The sequence below is a fragment of the Aquihabitans sp. McL0605 genome (genome assembly GCF_049993875.1).
Classification (GTDB): Bacteria; Actinomycetota; Acidimicrobiia; order Acidimicrobiales; family Iamiaceae; genus Aquihabitans.
This window is the reverse complement of sequence record NZ_CP188252.1, coordinates 455,036-473,856: the sequence shown is the minus strand read 5'-3', so window position 1 is coordinate 473,856 and position 18,821 is coordinate 455,036. Positions and strand designations below refer to the sequence as shown.

Annotated in this window: 14 protein-coding genes; 9 read left to right on the top strand and 5 right to left on the bottom strand. The window is 71.4% G+C overall.

The window, feature by feature from the left end; translation table 11 throughout:
* The first annotated feature begins 2 nt into the window (after positions 1-2).
* From ACPPVX_RS02185 to ppc, 5 genes are all read left to right on the top strand, one after another.
* The gene (locus ACPPVX_RS02185) at positions 3-812 is read left to right on the top strand and encodes a 3'(2'),5'-bisphosphate nucleotidase CysQ (protein ID WP_426573244.1); all 810 of its coding nucleotides are present in this window, start codon (positions 3-5) and stop codon (positions 810-812) included.
* Between the two features lie 133 nt (positions 813-945).
* Positions 946-1,857: a sulfate adenylyltransferase subunit CysD gene (cysD, locus tag ACPPVX_RS02180; protein WP_426573243.1), complete on the top strand. Its 912-nt coding sequence runs from the start codon at positions 946-948 to the stop codon at positions 1,855-1,857.
* Positions 1,857-3,122, top strand: coding sequence for a sulfate adenylyltransferase subunit CysN (gene cysN / locus ACPPVX_RS02175; RefSeq protein ID WP_426573242.1), 1,266 nt, complete (start codon positions 1,857-1,859; stop codon positions 3,120-3,122). Before cysD ends, cysN begins: the two co-directional genes overlap by 1 nt.
* A 4-nt stretch (positions 3,123-3,126) precedes the next feature.
* Positions 3,127-3,699, top strand: coding sequence for an adenylyl-sulfate kinase (cysC, locus tag ACPPVX_RS02170; RefSeq protein WP_426573241.1), 573 nt, complete (start codon positions 3,127-3,129; stop codon positions 3,697-3,699).
* Between the two features lie 178 nt (positions 3,700-3,877).
* The gene (ppc, locus tag ACPPVX_RS02165) at positions 3,878-6,658 is read left to right on the top strand and encodes a phosphoenolpyruvate carboxylase (protein ID WP_426574978.1); all 2,781 of its coding nucleotides are present in this window, start codon (positions 3,878-3,880) and stop codon (positions 6,656-6,658) included.
* An 82-nt stretch (positions 6,659-6,740) separates the two neighbouring features.
* Here the strand turns inward: ppc and ACPPVX_RS02160 are convergent, their stop codons facing one another.
* Positions 6,741-9,554, bottom strand: coding sequence for an efflux RND transporter permease subunit (locus ACPPVX_RS02160; RefSeq protein ID WP_426573240.1), 2,814 nt, complete (start codon positions 9,552-9,554; stop codon positions 6,741-6,743).
* 104 nt (positions 9,555-9,658) lie between these two features.
* Here ACPPVX_RS02160 and ACPPVX_RS02155 point away from each other — a divergent pair, with 104 nt between their 5' ends.
* A complete protein-coding gene (locus ACPPVX_RS02155; protein WP_426573239.1) occupies positions 9,659-11,605 on the top strand; it encodes a DUF5054 domain-containing protein in 1,947 nt (648 codons plus the stop codon).
* Here the strand turns inward: ACPPVX_RS02155 and ACPPVX_RS02150 are convergent.
* The 4 genes from ACPPVX_RS02150 to ACPPVX_RS02135 all read right to left on the bottom strand — a co-directional run bounded on the left by ACPPVX_RS02150 (position 11,598) and on the right by ACPPVX_RS02135 (position 15,118).
* The gene (locus ACPPVX_RS02150) at positions 11,598-12,353 is read right to left on the bottom strand and encodes an SIMPL domain-containing protein (RefSeq protein ID WP_426573238.1); all 756 of its coding nucleotides are present in this window, start codon (positions 12,351-12,353) and stop codon (positions 11,598-11,600) included. The genes ACPPVX_RS02155 and ACPPVX_RS02150 overlap by 8 nt on opposite strands.
* Before the next feature lie 76 nt (positions 12,354-12,429).
* The gene (locus tag ACPPVX_RS02145) at positions 12,430-13,239 is read right to left on the bottom strand and encodes an amino acid ABC transporter ATP-binding protein (RefSeq protein WP_426573237.1); all 810 of its coding nucleotides are present in this window, start codon (positions 13,237-13,239) and stop codon (positions 12,430-12,432) included.
* Positions 13,236-14,159: an amino acid ABC transporter permease gene (locus tag ACPPVX_RS02140; RefSeq protein WP_426573236.1), complete on the bottom strand. Its 924-nt coding sequence runs from the start codon at positions 14,157-14,159 to the stop codon at positions 13,236-13,238. Before ACPPVX_RS02140 ends, ACPPVX_RS02145 begins: the two co-directional genes overlap by 4 nt.
* Before the next feature lie 38 nt (positions 14,160-14,197).
* Positions 14,198-15,118, bottom strand: a complete 921-nt coding sequence (locus tag ACPPVX_RS02135; protein ID WP_426573235.1) for an ABC transporter substrate-binding protein — start codon at positions 15,116-15,118, stop codon at positions 14,198-14,200.
* Between the two features lie 178 nt (positions 15,119-15,296).
* Here ACPPVX_RS02135 and ACPPVX_RS02130 point away from each other — a divergent pair, with 178 nt between their 5' ends.
* From ACPPVX_RS02130 to ACPPVX_RS02120, 3 genes are read left to right on the top strand one after another with little or no spacing between them, the layout of a single operon-like run.
* Entirely contained in the window at positions 15,297-16,700 is a 1,404-nt protein-coding gene (locus ACPPVX_RS02130) for a carboxyl transferase domain-containing protein (RefSeq protein ID WP_426573234.1), read from the top strand.
* Between the two features lie 29 nt (positions 16,701-16,729).
* On the top strand, positions 16,730-17,617 hold the full coding sequence (locus ACPPVX_RS02125; protein ID WP_426573233.1) for an alpha/beta fold hydrolase: 888 nt from the start codon (positions 16,730-16,732) through the stop codon (positions 17,615-17,617).
* Positions 17,614-18,771: a CaiB/BaiF CoA transferase family protein gene (locus ACPPVX_RS02120; protein ID WP_426574977.1), complete on the top strand. Its 1,158-nt coding sequence runs from the start codon at positions 17,614-17,616 to the stop codon at positions 18,769-18,771. Before ACPPVX_RS02125 ends, ACPPVX_RS02120 begins: the two co-directional genes overlap by 4 nt.
* The last annotated feature ends 50 nt before the right edge of the window (positions 18,772-18,821 follow it).

Genomic DNA, 18,821 nt, shown 5'->3' with positions numbered 1-18,821 from the left:
CGATGACGGACCACCACCCCTCCCCGGCCGACCTGGCCGCCGACCACCTCCTCGCCGCAGAGCTCGCCGAGGGTGCGGGCGCCCTGCTCCTGGAGGTGCGCGCCGACCTCGCTGCCAAGGGCGCCCCGGCGTCGGAGCTGAAGGCCACCGGCGACCGGGTGGCCCACGAGTACCTGATGGAGCGGCTGCGGGCCCTCCGACCCGACGACGCCATCTTGTCCGAGGAGGGGAGCGGTGACACCGGCCGCACCGGGACCGAGCGCCTCGCCGCCGAGCGGGTGTGGATCGTCGATCCGCTCGACGGGACGCGCGAGTACTCCGAGCCGCCCCGCTCCGACTGGGCCGTGCACGTGGCCCTCGTGTCCGGCGGTCAACCCATCGCCGGCGCGGTCGCCCTGCCGGCGAAGGGGCTGGTGCTCAACCGGGTGCCCGCCACCGTGCTGCCCCCGGCACCGCCCGCGAAGCCCCGGGTCATCGTCAGCCGGTCCCGGCCCCCGGCGATCGCCCTGCACCTCGCCGACGCGCTGGGCGCCGAGCTGGTCGAGATGGGCTCCGCCGGGGCCAAGGTGGCGGCGGTCGTGCTGGGCGAGGCCGATGTCTACCCGCACTCGGGGGGCCAGTACGAGTGGGACTCCTGTGCGCCCGTGGCCGTCGCCACCGCCGCCGGCCTGGTGGCCACGCGCCTCGACGGGAGCCCGCTCGTCTACAACAACGCCGACCCGTACCTGCCCGACCTGCTGGTGTGCCACCCCTACCTCGCCATCCAGGCGCGCACCGTGATCGACCTCTGGTTGAGCGAGCAGCAGGGCTGATCTCGGGGTGATTCCCGACTCAACTGGTCAGGAATGAGTCCGGGGCCGTACGCTGATCGCACTTGGAACGGCTCTCGCGAGTGCGTCTGCTGCCGATCCAGACCAGGTCCAGACCGTCGTCCCGAGTGAGCGCATGAGCACCACCTACGAGCTGTCCCACCTGCGGGTGCTCGAAGCCGAATCGATCCACATCATCCGTGAGGTCGCGGCCGAGTTCGAGCGCCCCGTCCTGCTGTTCAGCGGCGGCAAGGACTCGATCGTCATGCTCCGCCTGGCGGAGAAGGCGTTCTGGCCGGCTCGCATCCCGTTCCCGGTGATGCACATCGACACCGGCCACAACTTCGATGAGGTCATCGAGTTCCGCGACCGCCGCGTCGGCGAGCTGGGCGTGAAGCTCCTGGTGGCGTCGGTGCAGGAGTCGATCGACCAGGGCCGGGTGACCGAGGAGACCGGGATCCGCGCCACGCGGAACCGGCTGCAGACCACCACGCTGCTCGACGGCATCGAGCAGCACCGCTTCGACGCCGCGTTCGGTGGCGCCCGCCGCGACGAGGAGAAGGCCCGGGCCAAGGAGCGCGTCTACAGCTACCGCGACGACTTCGGGCAGTGGGACCCGAAGAACCAGCGCCCCGAGCTGTGGAGCCTCTACAACGGCCGCCACCACCAGGGCGAGCACTTCCGCATCTTCCCCCTGAGCAACTGGACCGAGCTCGACATCTGGCAGTACATCGGCGAGGAAGGGGTCGACATCCCGTCGATCTACTACGCCCACGAGCGCGAGGTGTTCGAACGAGACGGCATGCTCCTCGCCGTCTCCGACCTCCTCCCCCTCCAAGAAGGCGAAGAGACCTTCATCGAGACCGTCCGCTACCGCACGGTGGGCGACATCACGGTCACCGGCGCCGTCCGGAGCTCAGCAGCAACGGTCGAAGCAGTCATCGAAGAGGTGGCCGCCACCCGCGTGACCGAACGGGGAGCAACACGAGCCGACGACCGAGTCACGGAAGCAGCCATGGAAGACCGCAAGAAGGAGGGGTACTTCTAGTGAGCGAGCTGTTGCGGTTTGCCACGGCCGGGTCGGTCGACGACGGGAAGTCGACGCTGATCGGGCGGCTCCTCTACGACTCGAAGGCCATCTTCGAGGACCAGCTCGAGGCGGTCGAGCGGTCCAGCGAGGCGATGGGGGCCGAGTACGTCAACCTGGCGCTGCTCACCGACGGTCTGCGCGCCGAGCGGGAGCAGGGGATCACCATCGATGTGGCCTACCGCTACTTCGCAACGCCCCGCCGGAAGTTCATCATCGCCGACACCCCCGGGCACATCCAGTACACGCGGAACATGGTCACCGGAGCGTCCACCGCCGACCTGGCGCTGGTGCTGGTCGACGCCCGCAAGGGCCTGGTGGAGCAGTCGCGCCGCCACGCGTTCCTGGCGTCGCTGCTGCGCATCCCGCACCTCGTCCTGTGCGTCAACAAGATGGATCTCGTCGACTGGTCCGAGGAGCGGTTCGAGGAGATCAAGGCCGAGTTCCGCAGCTTCGCCGCCAAGCTCGACATCACCGACCTGGCGTTCGTGCCCGTGTCGGCGCTGCACGGCGACAACGTGGTGACCCGGTCCGACAACTCGCCCTGGTACACGGGCTCGTCGCTGCTGCACCACCTCGAGGAGGTGCACATCGCGTCCGATCGCAACCTGATCGATGCGCGCTTCCCGGTCCAGTACGTGATCCGTCCGCACTCGGGCGACTTCCACGACTACCGGGGCTATGCCGGCACCGTCGCCGGCGGCGTGTTCAAGCCGGGCGACCCGGTCATGGTCCTCCCTTCGGGCTTCACGTCCACCATCGCGGCCATCGAGACCCAGGACGGTCCCGTCGACGAGGCGTTCAGCCCGATGTCGGTCACGGTCCGCCTGGCCGACGAGATCGACGTGAGCCGGGGCGACATGCTGTGCCGCCCGCAGAACCAGCCGGTCGTCGGTCAGGACCTCGATGCCATGGTGTGCTGGATGAACGAGGCCGCGGTGCTGAGCGCCCGCGACAAGCTGGCGATCAAGCACACCACCCGCTCGGCCCGGGCCCTGGTCAAGAACGTCCAGTACCGCCTCGACGTGAACACCCTGCACCGCGACGAGACGGCGTCGACCCTGGCGCTGAACGAGATCGGCCGGGTGCAGATCCGCACCACCCAGCCGCTCTTCTTCGACGAGTACCGCCGCAACCGCACCACGGGCTCGTTCATCCTCATCGACGAGGGCACCAACCGCACCGTGGGCGCCGGCATGATCCTCGGCCCGAGCGCCCCCTCCTGACCCGATGAGCACCAACGTCACGTGGCACGGGGGAGAGGTCGAGCGCGCCGACCGCCCCAGCCTCGGCGCCACCGTCTGGCTCACCGGGCTGTCCGGTTCGGGCAAGTCCACCGTGGCGGTGGCGCTCGAGCGCCTGCTGGTCGACGCCGGGCGACCGGCGTACCGGCTCGACGGCGACAACCTCCGCCTCGGCCTCAACGCCGATCTGGGCTTCACCGCCGCGGATCGAGACGAGAACGTCCGCCGGGCCGGTGAGGTGGCCCGCCTCCTCGCCGATGCCGGTGTGGTGGCCATCGTCCCGCTCATCAGCCCGTACCGGGCCGGGCGCGACCGGGCCCGGGCGGTGCACGCCGATGCCGGGGTGCCGTTCATCGAGGTCTTCGTCGACACGCCCATCGAGCTGTGCGAGCAGCGCGATCCCAAGGGCCTCTACGCCAAGGCCCGGGCCGGCGAGATCAAGGGCTTCACCGGCATCGACGACCCGTACGAGGCCCCCGCGGCGCCCGAGCTGGTCCTCACCCCCGCCGACGGCGACCCCGTCGCCCAGGCCCGAGCCGTCCTCGCCCTCCTCCCCTGATCGGCTCGTGCGGGTCACGCCCCCCACGGGTGGGGTCCGTTGGTGACCAGGTTGGGCGTGAGGTGCAGTGTGATCGCTGCGTGAACCCTGGGTCGGAGGGGGTTCGCCGGAGGCGATCCGGTGGTAGTCGTGGGGGATGGCATCTGCCCGCTACGACGACGATCCGCCCGACGGGCTCATGGTCCCCGATGCGCACCGGCGTGGCGCCACGGGCGACCTGTTCGCCGAGGAGGCCGACGACCAGGCCCTCCGCGCCGACATCCGCCGCCTCGGCGGGCTGCTGGGGCAGTCGCTCGTCCGCCAGGTCGGGCCCGACCTCCTCGACCGGGTCGAGGACGTCCGTCGGCTGACGCGGACCGATCCGGGTGCGGCGGCGGCGCTGCTGCGAGACGTCGATCCGGTCGAGGCGGGGCACCTGGTCCGGGCGTTCAACGCCTTCTTCCACCTGGCGAACGTGGCGGAGCAGGTCCACCGCGGCCGGGCCCTGCGCACCGAGCGGTCGACGGCCGGCGGCTCGCTCGCCGAGACGGCTCGGCTCATCGCCGAACGGCAGCAGCAGGTAGTGGTCGACCTGAGCGGCCTGGCCGAGGCGCTCGCCGTGCGCCCCGTGTTCACCGCCCACCCCACCGAGGCGGCGCGCCGATCCATCCTCACGAAGCTGCGGGCCGTGGCCGAGCTCCTCGACCGGGAGGCGGCGGAGCTGGCCACCACGGGAGGTCCGCTGACCCGGGGCGAGACCGATGCCGAGCTGGCCCGGATCATCGATCTGGTGTGGCTCACCGATGAGCTCCGGCGGGCCCGACCCGATCCGCTCGATGAGGCGCGCAACGCCCTGTTCCACCTGGAGGACCTGCAGCGCGGCGGGCTGGTCGACGTGCTCGACGACCTGGCTCGGACGCTCCACGGGCTCGGGGTGGAGATCGGGACCGCGGACCGGCCGCTCACGTTCGGCTCGTGGATCGGTGGCGATCGCGACGGCAACCCGAACGTCACCCCCGAGCTCACGATGGAGGTGCTCCACCTCCAGCACGAGCACGGGATCGCGGCAGCCGAGGCCCTCGTCGACCGGCTGATCGAGGATCTGGGCGTCTCGTCGGTCGTCGCCGGGGTCTCCGACGAGCTGGCCGCGCACCTGGCCGCGAACCTCGAGGCCCTGCCGGAGGTGGCCGAGCGCTACCGGCGCCTCAACGCCGAGGAGCCCTACCGGCTCGAGCTCACCTGCATCCGCGCCAAGCTCGGACGCACCCGCACCCGCCTGGCTCGGGGGACCGACCACCGACCGGGCCTCGACTACCAGGGGTCGTCGGTGCTGGTGGCCGACCTCGACCGCCTGCACCGGTCGCTCCTCGACCACGGCGGCCCGCTGGTGGCCGGCCTGGCCGCCCGGACCGTGCGCACGGTGGCGGCGACGGGGATCCACCTCGCCACCCTCGACGTCCGAGAGCACGCCGAGGCCCACCACCGCGCGTTGGCGGCGCTGTACGCGCCCCTCGGCGAGCCGTACCGGCCCTACGGGGAGCTCGAGCGGGGCGAGCGGACGGCGCTGCTCGCCCGGGAGCTGGCCGGGCACCGGCCGCTGTCGGGCCCCAGCACCGCGTTGGAGGGCGGCGCGGCGCGGACCCTCGCCACCTTCACCACCATCCGCGAGGCGCTCGACCGGTTCGGGCCCGAGGCGATCGAGACGTACATCGTGTCGATGACGCAGGGCGTCGACGACCTCCTGGCGGCAGTGGTCCTGGCCCGCGAGGCCGGTCTCGTCGACGTCCACCGCGGGGTCGCCCGGATCGGGTTCGTGCCGCTGCTGGAACAGGTCCAGGAGCTCCGGTCGTCGGGCGAGATCCTCGACCAGCTGCTGCAGGTGCCCGAGTACCGAGCCATCGTGACCGCCCGCGGCGGCGTGCAGGAGGTGATGCTCGGCTACTCCGACTCCAACAAGGACGCCGGCATCGCCACCAGCCAGTGGGAGATCCACCAAGCGCAGCGGGCCCTGCGCGACGTCGCCGCCCGCCACGGCGTCCGCCTCACGCTGTTCCACGGCCGGGGTGGGACCGTCGGCCGGGGTGGGGGACCGACCCACGACGCCGTCCTGGCGCAGCCGTGGGCGACCCTCGACGGGGCCATCAAGGTCACCGAGCAGGGCGAGGTGATCAGCGACAAGTACCTGCTGCCCACCCTGGCCCGCGAGAACCTGGAGCTCACCGTGGCCGCGGTGGTGCAGGCGACCGTCCTCCACCGGACCCCGCGCCTGCCTGCCGATGCCCTGGCCCGGTGGGACGGGGCGATGGACGTGGTCAGCGACGCGTCGCAGGCCGCGTACCGCCGCCTCGTGGAGGACCCGGAGCTCCCCGCCTACTTCTTGGCGACGACGCCCACCGAGCTGCTCGCGTCGCTCAACATCGGGTCGCGCCCGGCCCGCCGCCCCGATGCGGGGGCCGGGCTCAGCGGCCTGCGCGCCATCCCCTGGGTCTTCGGCTGGACCCAGTCGCGCCAGATCGTGCCGGGCTGGTTCGGGCTGGGCACGGGGCTGGCGGCCGCCCGGGCCGCGGGTCATCCGCTGGAGGAGATGCTCGAGCGCTGGTTCTGGTTCCGCACGTTCCTCTCGAACGTGGAGATGACGCTGGCCAAGACCGACCTGTCGATCAGCCGCCGCTACGTGGAGCGGCTCGTCGACGAGCGGGGTCACCGCCTGCTCGACGTCATCGTCCACGAGCACGACCGGACGGTGGCCGAGGTGCTGCGCCTCACCGGTGAGACCCGTCTGCTCGACGGCCAGCCGCTGCTGCAGCGCACGCTGGCCGTGCGCGACCGCTACCTGCTCCCGCTGCACCAGCTCCAGATCGAGCTGCTGGCCCGCCACCGCTGGGCCCTGGGTGCCGGCGACGAGATCGACCCGGCCCTGCTCCGGTCGCTGCTGCTCACGGTCAACGGCATCGCCGCCGGGCTCCGCAACACCGGCTGAGGGCGCAACCCTCGTCCTGGCGCGGCTCCTCGTCGCCGAGCGACGCGGAACCACGCCAGGACGGCGGGGCCAGAACGAGGGATCAGGCGGGCGTGGGGTCGGGCTCGCCCGAGAGGTCGGACGAGCCGACCTTGGTGGCCAGGTCCTCGGTGGGGTGCTCCTCGTCGCGATCCTTGTTGCCGAGCTGGGCGGGATCGATCATGCCCTTGGACACCCAGCCCCGCTCCTCGGCCCACACCAGGATCGGGGGCAGGATGATGAGGGCGGACAGCAGCGCCACCACCACGTTCATGGCGACGATGAGGCCGAAGTCTCGGAGCAGCGGGAGCGACGAGGTGGCGATGACGGCCACGCCGACGACCGCGGTCATGCCCGACACGATGAACGCCCGTCCGGTGCGGGTGGCGGTGATCTCGGCCGCGGCGCGCGGACTGAACCCTCTCCCGCGTTCCTCGAGGAACCTCAGGATGATGAGGGACGTGAACTCCGTGCAGACCGCGATCACGAGCGGACCGCCCACCGCCGTCATCGGGCTCAGCTTGAGGCTGAAGGTGAACGCCACCAGCGAGGCCAGGCCCACGGCGATGAGCACGGGGACCAGCGAGAGCAGCGACCGCACGAGGCTCCGGAGCCGGATGGTCAAGAAGGCGAAGACGAAGAAGATCGACAGGTACGTGAGCTGCACCCGGTTCGATTCGAGGTTCTTCAACAGGCCCACACCCACCACGGCCAGGCCGGACGGCGTGGCGGACACGCCGGCGGGCGGCTCGTTGCCCCGCGGCGCCGCCACGGTGAAGCGCTGGCGCATCTCGTCGATCATGTCGGAGCGGGCGCCGAGATCGCCGGGCTTGGTGATGAACAGCAGGTTGAGCGCCTCGAGGTCTGGGGTGACCGTGAGCTTCTGGACCGAGGCGGGCGCCGACTCGTACGACGCCCGGACCAGGGCCGAGGGCGGCGTGATGTTCTGGGCCCCCTTGACGTCGGTGAGGTCGGCGAGGGGGCTGAGGATGCTCGAGCCCACGAGCAGCTTGTCGTGGTAGCGCTCGAGCGCATCGGTGGTGAACGTCTCGAGCCACACCATCGTCTTGTCGTCGCGGGTCATCTTCGCCGCTTCTTCCTTGGTGTAGCAGCCGTCGCTGACCACGTACTTGACGGGGTCGGGGTAGGTGCCGGAGAAGCAGGGCGTGCCGGTGGCGTCGGCGCCCTTGTAGACGACGTCGGGGAGCAGCTCCTTGCCGTTGTCGGAGGTGACGAAGATGCCGAGCTCGCTCGATGCGTCGGTCCGCTTCTCGAGCGTGGCCACGTCCTTGCGGTGCTGGCTGTGCTGGTTGACCCACTGGATCGGGTCGGTCTGCAGCGTGAGCTTGCTCTCGACGGCGGCGCCGCCGATGAAGATGATGAGGCTGCCGACGATCAGGTACGGGGCGAGGCCGGTGGGCAGGTCGCCGAGCCAGAGGGTCAGGCGGCCGAGGTAGCCCTCGCGGAAGTCGCGGCCGGTGGTGGGCGACTTGTACTCGCGGATGCCGAGGACGGCCAGCGGCATGATGATCGAGCAGAGGCAGATGAGGGCGATGCCCAGGCACAGCAGGAGGGCGAAGTCGCGGATCATCGGCACCTTGGCGAACCGCAGGGCGGCGAAGGCGAAGATGGCGTCGAACGTGACGACCAGGAGGGCCGGGCCGAGGTTCCGCGCGGTCTCCTGGATCGGGTGCGTCGCTCTGTCGATCACCACCTCCTCCTCGATGCGCGCGTGCATCTGGATCGCGTAGTCGATGCCGACGCCGAGCATCACCGGTAGGCCCGAGATGGTGACGATGGACAGGGGGATGCCGATCCAGCCCGCCATGCCGAACGCCCAGATCACGCCGACGAGCACCACGGCGAGGGGCAGCAGCCGCCAGCGCACCTGGAAGAAGATCAGCAGGATGATCATCATGATGGCGATGGCGATGGCACCGAGCGAGAGGATGCCGCCGCGCAGGTAGTCGTTGATGTCCTTCAGCAGGACGGGTGCGCCGGTGACGAGGGTGCTGCCGTTGGTGATGGTGCCGAGGGTGCAGCCGCCATCGGTCTCGCACTTGACCACCTTGGTGGAGGTGCTCGACGGCAGGGGGTCGCCCTGGGCGATGCTGTGCTTCTGCCAGGCCGCGAACACGGCGTCGGAGCCGGCACCCTCGCCCTCGATCGAGGCGTTGCCCTTGAGCCGGACGATCATCTGCGCGTGCGTCTCGTCGAAGAACGACGAGCGCAGCGGCTTGCGGATGGCACCCGTGTTGTCGTGGAGGAGCACGTCGACCCACTTGGGGTTCGAGAGGGTGCGCGACGCCGTCTTGCTCTCGGTGGGCGTGTCGGTGAACGGGCTGATGCGCGCCGCGGTGGCCGCGAAGTCGGCGCTGCGGATCTTGGCCGCCTGCGGGTCCTTGTCGGTCCGCATGGCCTCGTCGACGGCGAGGCTGGCGATGGAGCCGGTGGCGTCGGCCAGGGTCCACTGCTTGGGGTCGACGGTGGGCGCCGCGGGGGAGCGCAGCAGCGAGCTCTGGCTGAAGATCAGCGTGTCGATGGGGGAGACCACGGTGAGGACGTGGGGGTTGCCCTCCAGCTCGGCCTTGGCCTGCTGGATGGCCGCCCGGTTCACCGGGTCGGCGAGGTCGGCGACCGTGTGGCCCTTGTCCATCGTGAACAGCACGATCATGATCTGGCCGCCGAACAGCGTCTGGTACTTGACGTTGTCCTTCGCCACCTGGTCGCCCTTGTTCAGGTAGCTGTCCTGGCCGGTGGCGAACTGGAGCTTGCTGATGCCGGCACCCAGGACGCCGGTGATCAGCAGGCCGACGACGGCGACGAGCCCGGCTCGCTTGCCGAGCTGAACGGCCAGGTTCGACCAAAACTTGCGCACGGGATCCTCCGACGGGTCCTAAGAGAAGGGCGAGCGACCTTACCGCGCACGTGAACGGAGGGTGTCGGCCGTCACGGAGCGCGCGGGGTCGGTACCGTGGCGCCGTGCCCATCCGCGTGGTCCACCTCGTGGCCAAGACCCACCTCGACCTGGGGTTCACGGCGCTGGCCGCGGAGGTGGAGGCGCAGTACCTGGCCGACTTCTTCCCGCGGGCCGTGGCGATGGCCGGTTCGCTGCGTGCTCGTGGCGGCCCGGAGCGGCTGGTGTGGACGACGGGGTCGTGGATCCTCCAGCGCGCGCTCGACGATCCCGATGCCGCCCGAGCGGCATCGGTGGCCGGTGCGGTGGCCCGGGGCGATCTGGCGTGGCACGCCCTCCCGGTCACCACCCACACGGAGCTGGCCGACGCCACGCTGTTCCGCCACGGCCTGGCGATCAGCGGCGGGCTCGACCGGCGCTTCGGGGTCACCACCACGGCGGCGAAGATGACCGATGTCCCGGGGCACACCCGGGCGATGGTGCCCTTGCTGGCCGAGGCCGGCGTCACGCTGCTGCACCTCGGGGTGAACCCGGCCTGGCCGGTGCCCGACGTGCCGTCCGTGTTCCGGTGGCAGTCGCCTGATGGCGCGGAGGTCACCGTGGCGTACCAGGCGGGTGGCTACGGCGGCGAGGTGGTGGTGCCGGGCTGCGACGAGGCGCTCGCCTTCCTGCACGCCGGCGACAACCTCGGCCCACCCAGCGCCGACGACGTGCTCGCCGCCCACGCCGACCTGCGCGCCTGCCACCCCGGGGCCGAGGTCCGGGCGTCCACCCTCGATGCCTTCGCCCGCGCCGTCGTCGCCAGCGGCGCCGTGGCTGCGCTCCCCGTGGTGACCGCCGAGATCGGCGACCCGTGGCTGTTCGGCGCGGGGAGCGATCCGCAGAAGGTGGCCGCGTTCCGCCGGGCGCTGCGCGCACCGGGCCGGACCGCCGCCACCGACGCACGTCTGCTGCTGGTCGCCGAGCACACGTGGGGCCTCGACCAGAAGGTCGCCCTTCCCGAGGATCGCCAGTGGGACCGGGCCGGGCTCACCGCCGTCCGCCGGTCCGACGCGGGCCACCGGTTCGAGGCGTCGTGGACCGAGCAGCGGGCGTACCTCGACGGGGTGGCGCCGGTCGAGCCGGAGGAGCCGGTGGCGCCCTGGATCGCCCTCGTCGATGACCGGGAGGCGGCCGGGTTCCGGCGCATCGCCGTCGACGAGGTGGTGGAGCCCGAGGGGTGGTCGGTCGGCGTGGGCCTCGACGGCGCCGTGCGCCACCTCGTCCACCGCGCCTCGGGGCGCGTGCTCGCCGACGTCGACAACCCGCTCGGGCTGGTCCGGTACCAGTCGTTCGACGAGTCCGACTACGACCGCTTCTACGGGCAGCTCACCCCGGCCCCCGAGGACGAGGCCTGGGCTCGCTGGGACAACACCAAGCCCGGCATCGATGCCGCCGGCGCCGTGCACGGCAGGTGGCGGCCCGAGGTGACGTCGGCGTGGTTCCGCGAGGCGGCGGAGCGCGAGCCGGCCGAGCTGGTGGTGGAGCTCGCGTTCGAGCGGCCGGCGAGCGACCCGTTGGGGGCTCCGGCGCGCCTCTGGGTGCGGTGGACCTTCGACCCCGGGGGCGGCGCCGCCGAGGCGACGGTGTGGTGGACCGAGAAGCGGGCCAACCGCCTGCCCGAGGCCACCTGGTGCTCGTTCGTTCCCGTCGTGACCGAGCCCGAGCGGTGGGAGATCGACAAGCTCGGGCAGCGGATCTCGCCGCTCGACGTGGTGCGCCGCGGCGGACGAGCCCTCCACGCCGTGGGCGAGGGGATGCACCACCACGGTCCCGATGGCGGTCTCACCATCGCAACCGTCGACGCGCCGCTCGTGGCCCCTGGCGCACCCGACCTGCTCGACGCCGACCCACCGCTGCCCGACCTGGCGGGCGGCTTCCACGTCCTGCTCCACGACAACTGCTGGGGCACCAACTTCCCGATGTGGAACGAAGGCCCGGCCCGGTTCCGTTTCCGGCTGGTGGTCAGCTGAGCTCGAACACCACCTTCACCTCGACGTTCAGCTCCTGCGAGCCGGCGGAGATCGGCACGGACTGGTCGGCGGCGGAGAGCTTGGCGCTGGTGGCGTAGCCGTCCCAGGCGGCCTGCCCCTGGGGCACGACGTCGGCGATGGTGCGGACCCGGCCGATCTCGGCCCCGGCGGCCTTGGCCATCTCGTCGGCCTGGGCGCGGGCCCGCTTCACGGCGTCGATCCGGGCGCTGCTGACCAGTTCGTCGTCTTCGTTGAAGCCGAGCTGCACCGACCCGACGCGGACCCGGTTGTCGCCGGACTGGACCAGGAGGTCGAGCTTGGCGCCGGCGGTCTTGAGGTCGCGGAAGGCGATGCGCAACGAGTTCGTGGCCGCGTACCCGTCGATGTTGCCCTTCTTGTCGTAGGTGGGGCCGAGGTCGACGGAGGTGGTGGACACGTCCTTGTCGTCGACGCCGGTGAACTTCAGCTGGTCGAGGACCCTCTGGGTGCGCTGGCTGTTGTCGGTAAGCACCTCGGCCGCGCTGGGCCCCCCGCTGACGATGCTCACGCTCACGAGCATCGAGTCGGGGACGCCCTTGGACGTCCCGGTGGCGTTCACGGTCACGGTCCGGTTGGTCGCCCTGGGAGCGGCGGCAGGTGCGGCGCGCTCGGCGTCGGCGCCCTGCGAGCACGACGCCAGCAGGACCATTGCGGCGGCGGCGAGGGTGGCGAGGGCCGCGCGCGAGAGGCGAGGGCGAGGAGCGGGCACGGTGGGACCTCCGGATCGATGGCAGCCGCGCCGAGCGCGGTCCACCCTGGGACGACGCGAGCGCCGTCCGGGTTCCCTAGTGCTCGAGCACCTGCTCCAGGAACTGCTGGAGGCGGGCCGTCGAGGGGTTGGCCAAGACGTCGGCGGGCGCGCCGTGCTCGCACACCACGCCGCCGTCCATGAACACCACGTGGTCGGCCACCCGGCGGGCGAAGCCCATCTCGTGGGTGACGACGATCATGGTCATGCCGTCCTCGGCGAGGCCGCGCATGACCTCGAGCACCTCGCCGACCAGTTCGGGATCGAGGGCCGAGGTGGGCTCGTCGAACAGCATCAGCTTCGGCTTCATGGCCAGGGCCCGGGCGATGGCGACCCGCTGCTGCTGGCCGCCCGAGAGCTGGGTCGGGTACGAGAGCATCTTGTCCGACAGCCCGACGCGCTCGAGGAGCTGCTCGGCCCGCGCGCGCACCTCGGCCTTGGGCTCCTTGCGGACCTTCAGCGGTGCCTCCATGACGTTGCCGAGCGCGGTCATGTGGGGGAAGAGGTTGAAGCGCTGGAACACCATGCCGATGTCCCGTCGGGCCTTGGCCACCTCTCGGTCGGCGAGCTCGTGGAGCTTGTCGCCGTGCTCGCGGTAGCCGACGAGCTCGCCATCGACGCTGAGCCGGCCGGCATCGACCTTCTCGAGGTGGTTGATGCAGCGCAGGAACGTGGACTTGCCGGAGCCGGACGGGCCGATCAGGCACATCACCTCGCGCGGCGCGACCTCGAGGTCGATGCCCCGCAGCACCTGGAGGGCACCGAACCACTTGTGGACGGCCTCGGCCTTCACCATGGGCTGGCCGCTGGTGGCCGGGGCGGCGATCGGGGTGCTCGGGTCGCTCATCGGGCCAGGCTCCGTTGGGCCCACATCGACTGGAGGCGCTGGCGCGGGGTCGGAGGCAGGTTGCGCAGCGAGCCGCGGGCGAACCGGCGCTCGAGGTAGTACTGGCCGACCGACAGCACCGAGGTCATGAACAGGTACCAGATGCTGGCCGTGAGCAGCAGCGGGATGACCTCGTAGGTGCGGGCGTAGATGGCCTGGGCGGTGCCGAGCAGCTCGAGCACGCCGATGACCACGGCGAGCGACGTGGTCTTGAGCATCGAGATGGTCTCGTTGCCCGTCGGCGGGATGATCACCCGCATGGCCTGCGGGAGGATGATCCGGCGCATGGTCTGCAGCCGGCTCATGCCCAGGGCGCAGGCCGCCTCGTCCTGGCCCTCGTCGACGGACAAGATGCCGGCCCGGGCGATCTCGGCCATGTAGGCGCCCTCGTTGAGCCCGAGCCCGAGGCAGGCCGCGGCGAACGCCGTGATGAGCGCCTTGGGGTCCTGCGGGAGCCAGCTCGGGCCGAACGGGATGCCGACCGAGATGGCGGTGACGACGCTGGGGAGGTTGAACCAGAACAGGAGCTGGACGAGCACGGGGGTGCCGCGGAAGAACCAGATGTACACCCATGCCGCCGCCGCCACGATGGGGTTCTTCGACAGGCGCATGATGGCGAGGACCACGCCGAGGACGATGCCCATGACCATCGCGATGGCGGTCAGCTCGAGCGTGACGATCACGCCGTGCACGATCGTGTGGTCGAAGACGTAGCTCCACGCCGTGCCGAGGCCCAGGGCTTCGTTCGTGAAGAGCCAGTGGCCGAGCTGGGCGGCCACCACCATCACGATGGCCGCCGACACCCAGCGCCCAGGGTGGCGCACGGGCACTGCCCGGATGGCCTCTGGCGCTGGGGTGGGATCCGTGGGGACCTCGGTCATCGCGATGGTGGTGTTCTTCCGCTCGGGCTAGGGGTGCCTCAGGAGGTGGCCCCGTTGATGGGGAACTCCTTGACCTCGCCGGCCTCGACGCCCCACTTCTCCATGATCTCGTCGTAGGTGCCGTCGGCGTCGAGCTTCTGGAGCGAGGCCTGGATGGCCTTGTCGAGGCCGGCGTACTCGGACGACTTCGGGAGGGCGATGCCGTACGGGGCGTCGCCGTACTCCTTGGCGCCGAGGTCGAACTTCCCGTTCGACTGCTTGACCGCGTAGGCGGCGACCGGGCTGTCGGCCATCACCACGTCGACGCGGCCCGAGGCGAGCGCCGTGTTGGCACCGCTCTGGTCGGGGAACGAGGTGACGGTGACGGCGTCCTTGCCGGCGCTGGTGCAGGTCTTGCTCTGCGCCGTGGCGTCGTCCTGCTGGGTCGTGCCCTTCTCGACGCCGACCGTGTGGCCGCACAGCGAGTCGAGGGTGGTGAGGTCGGCGTTCTTGCCGGCGGGGACGTAGAAGGAGGTGCCGGCCGAGAAGTAGTCGACGAAGTCGACCGTCTTCTGGCGCTCGAGGTTGTCGGTGAACGACGACATGCCGATGTCGTAGCGGTGGCCGAGGGCCGGGATGATGGTGTCGAACCCGGCGTTGGTGACCTCGACCTTGAGGCCCATGACGTCGCCGAGGGCCTTCGCCAGGTCGGCATCCATGCCGATCACCGTCTTGTTGTCGGTGTCGAAGAACTCGTTGGGGGCGTAGGAGGCGTCAGCGGCGACGACGATCTTGCCGGCGTCGGTCAGCTTGGAGGGCACCATCGCGGCGATCTTGGCGTCCTTGGTGGAGCCGGAGGCGGCGGTGGTGGTCGCTCCGCTGCTGTCGGAGCCGCCGCTGGACCCGCACGCAGCGGTGCCGAACAGGAGGGCGCCGGCCAGGCCGACGGCGACGAGGTGGTGCTTGCGAACGGTCTGCAACGGAATGGGCTCCTGGACATGAGGCGGGCGCTGGGATGGCCCTGGGCATCGGCATCGTAGGCAAGCCTTGTATTACGGCGCTGTAAATGCCAATGGGCCATGGATTCGGCGGTTCTCGGCAGCCGCGGCCGCGGATCGGGTTGTGAGGCCTGAGCAGGTGGTCTGGCAGGCTGGTCCGATGCTGACCGGGTTCATCGACGAGTGGGATCGCGACCTCCGCAGCGGTGATCCGCTGGGGTTCCCGGGCTACGCGGCACGCGTCGACCACATGGACGGGGAATCGGTGCGCACGGGGCTGGCCGACGGTTTCGTGCTCGTCGAGTGCGATTTCTCGGTGGTCGGGGGCTCGATGGGCCTGGTCCACGGCGAGAAGGTGGTGCGGGCGTTCGACCGGGCCACCCAGCGGGGCCTTCCGGTGGTGGTGGTCACCCGTTCGGGTGGGGCCCGGATGCAGGAGGGCATGCTCTCGCTGATCCAGCTCTCGCGCACGGCGGCGGCGGTCCGGCGCCACCAGCTGGCCGGTCAGCTGTCGATCGCCGTGCACCGGTCGCCCACCACCGGCGGCGTCTTCGCCTCGTACGGGTCGCTCACCGACCTCCGGATCGCCGAGACGGGGGCGATGATCGGCTTCGCCGGGCCGCGGGTCGTCGAGCAGACGATCGGCCGCCAGGTCGATGGTCACTCCCACTCGGCGGCCACGGCACTCGAGGCGCACATCGTCGACGCGGTCGTCGATCCCGACGGCGTCCTCGACTGGGTCCTCGGCGCCCTCGGTCACGTGGCGCACCCCCTACGGGCGCCTCGGCCCCCGGTTCCCACGCGGCAGCCGCCCCCGCCGGAGCAGCCCATCGATCCGGCGTGGGCTGCCGTGCTCACCGCCCGTCAGCTCGGCCGGGCGTCGGGCATCCAGGTCGCGGCGGCAGCCACCACGTCGTGGACCGAGCTGGGTGAGGGCACCGACCCCGCGCTGCGCGTCGCGCTCGTCACGGCCGACGGCCAGCGCGCCGTCGCCATCGCCATGGACCGCTACGCGGAGGACGGTGGTGCGCCGGGGCCGGCGGGCTACGCGCTGGCGTGCCGCGGGGCCGAGCTGGCCGGGCGGCTCGGCATCCCGGTGCTCACGTTCGTCGACACTCCGGGGGCCGACGTCTCGCCCGAGGCCGAGAACGCCGGCATCGCCCGCGAGATCGCCCGCACCCACGCGCTGCTCGCCACCGTGCCCGTGCCCACCGTGTCCGTGTGCGTCGGCGAGGGGGGCAGCGGCGGAGCGCAGGCGTTCTCCGCGGCCGACCGGCTGCTCATCCAGGAGGGGGCCATCTTCTCCGTGATCGGCCCCGAGGGCGCCGCCGCCATCTTGGAGCGCGATGCCTCGAAGGCGGCCCAGGTCGCTCCGCTGCTGCGGCTCACGTCGTCTGATCTCGTCCGCTTCGGCATCGCCGACCAGGTGGTGCCCGATGCCGTCGAGGCCACGGTCGAGGCGCTCCACGAGGCCCTCCGATCGGCCGTCGTGGGCGACCGCGCCAAGCGGCTCGACGCCGCCACGGCCACGTGGCTGCGGGGTGACGAACGTCCCCTCGGGTAACGCTTGACCGCGCGGTCAAGTGTGGCACCATGACCGGCGTGCCCATCGCCCCCGCCAACGGAATCGACATCGCCTACGAGACGTTCGGGGACCCGTCGCATCCCACCGTCCTGCTGATCATGGGCCTGGGCGCCCAGCGGATCATGTGGGACGACGGGATCTGCGCCCTCCTCGTCGCCCGCGGCCACCACGTCGTGCGCTTCGACAACCGCGACATCGGGGAGTCCACCTGGATCGACACGCCCGGCCTCGACGTCGGCACCGCCGTCCTGAGCGTCCTGGGCGGTGACACCTCGCAGGTGCCCTACCTCTTGTCCGACATGGCCGCCGATGCCGTGGGCCTCCTCGACCACCTCGGCATCGACTCGGCCCACATCGTCGGCGCATCGATGGGCGGGATGATCGCCCAGACCATCGCCATCGAGCACCCCACGCGGGTGCGCACGCTCACCTCGATCATGTCCACCACCGGCGAGGCCGGCGTGGGCGAGCCGTCTCCGGAGCTGGCGGCCACGCTGCTCGCTCCACCCGCCGCCGATCGAGACGGGGCCATCGAGGCCGGCGTCGCCACGATGCGGGCCATCGGGTGCCAGGAGCACTTCGACGAGGCCCGGGCCCGGTCGCTCACCGAGCAGGCCTACGACCGGGGCTACAACCCGGCCGGCACCGGCCGGCAGCTCATCGCCATCTTGGCGTCGGGCTCCCGGGCCGAAGGCCTGGCCCGGCTCGACCTGCCGGCGCTCGTCATCCACGGCCGCCAGGACCAGCTGGTCAACTTCACCGGCGGGCAGCGCACCGCCGAGCTCATCGCCGGGGCCGACTTCCTGGCGATCGACGACATGGCCCACGACCTGCCCCAGGTCCACTGGACGCGCGTGGCCGACACCCTCACCGCCCTCACCCACCGGGAGAACTGATCGTGGGCCCCCTCTCTGGCATCAAGATCGTCGAGCTCGCCGGCATCGGCCCCGGCCCCTACGGCGCCATGCTCCTGGCCGACCTGGGTGCCGACGTGATCCGCATCGACCGATCGTCGGGCGTGAACGCGTTCGGCCAGGGCGCCACGCCCGAGCCGCCCGCCGACCTGCTGGCCCGCGGTCGGCGCTCGGTGGCCGTCGACCTCAAGAACCCCGACGGCGTCGCCACCGTGCTCGACCTCATCGCCGGCGCCGACGTGCTCATCGAGGGGTACCGCCCCGGGGTGATGGAGCGCCTCGGCCTCGGCCCCGACGTCTGCCTGGCTCGCAACCCCAAGCTCGTCTACGGCCGCATGACCGGCTGGGGCCAGGACGGTCCCTACGCGTCGGCCGCCGGGCACGACATCAACTACATCTCCCTGGCCGGAGCGCTCGAGCCCATGGGCCGAGCCGGCGAGCAGCCCACCCCGCCGCTCAACCTGGTCGGTGACTTCGGCGGCGGCGGCATGATGCTCGCCTTCGGCGTCTGCGCCGCTCTGGTCGAGGTGGCCCGGTCCGGTGAGGGCCAGGTGATCGACGCCGCCATGATCGACGGCGCCGCCAGCCTCATGACCATGACGTGGTCGTTCAAGCACATGGGCATCTGGGAGGACGAGCGCGGCACCAACATGCTCGACACCGGCGCCCACTTCTACGACACCTACGAGACCGCCGACGGCAAGTACGTGTCGATCGGGTCGATCGAGCCGCAGTTCTACGCAGAGCTCCTGCGCCTCACCGAGATCGACCCCGAGTCGCTGCCCAAGCAGATGGACAAGAGCGCCTGGCCCGAGCTGAAGGTGCGCTTCGCCGAGGTGTTCAAGACCAAGACCCGCGACCAGTGGTGCGAGATCATGGAGCACACCGACGTGTGCTTCGCTCCCGTGCTGGCCATGGACGAAGCGCCGCTGCACCCCCACATCGCCGAGCGCGGCACCTTCACCGAGGTGGCAGGGCTGGTCCAGCCGGCCCCGGCGCCGCGGTTCAGCCGCACGCCCGGCAGCATCGAGCGGCCGCCGCCCCACGCCGGGCAGCACACCGACGACGTGCTGGCCGAGTGGGGCGTGAGCCCCGAGCGCATCGCCGAGCTCCGGGACTCGAAGGCCATCGCCTGACCCTCCTCCGACGACGCGCTACGGCGCCGGATCCGCCGGTAGCGTGCCCC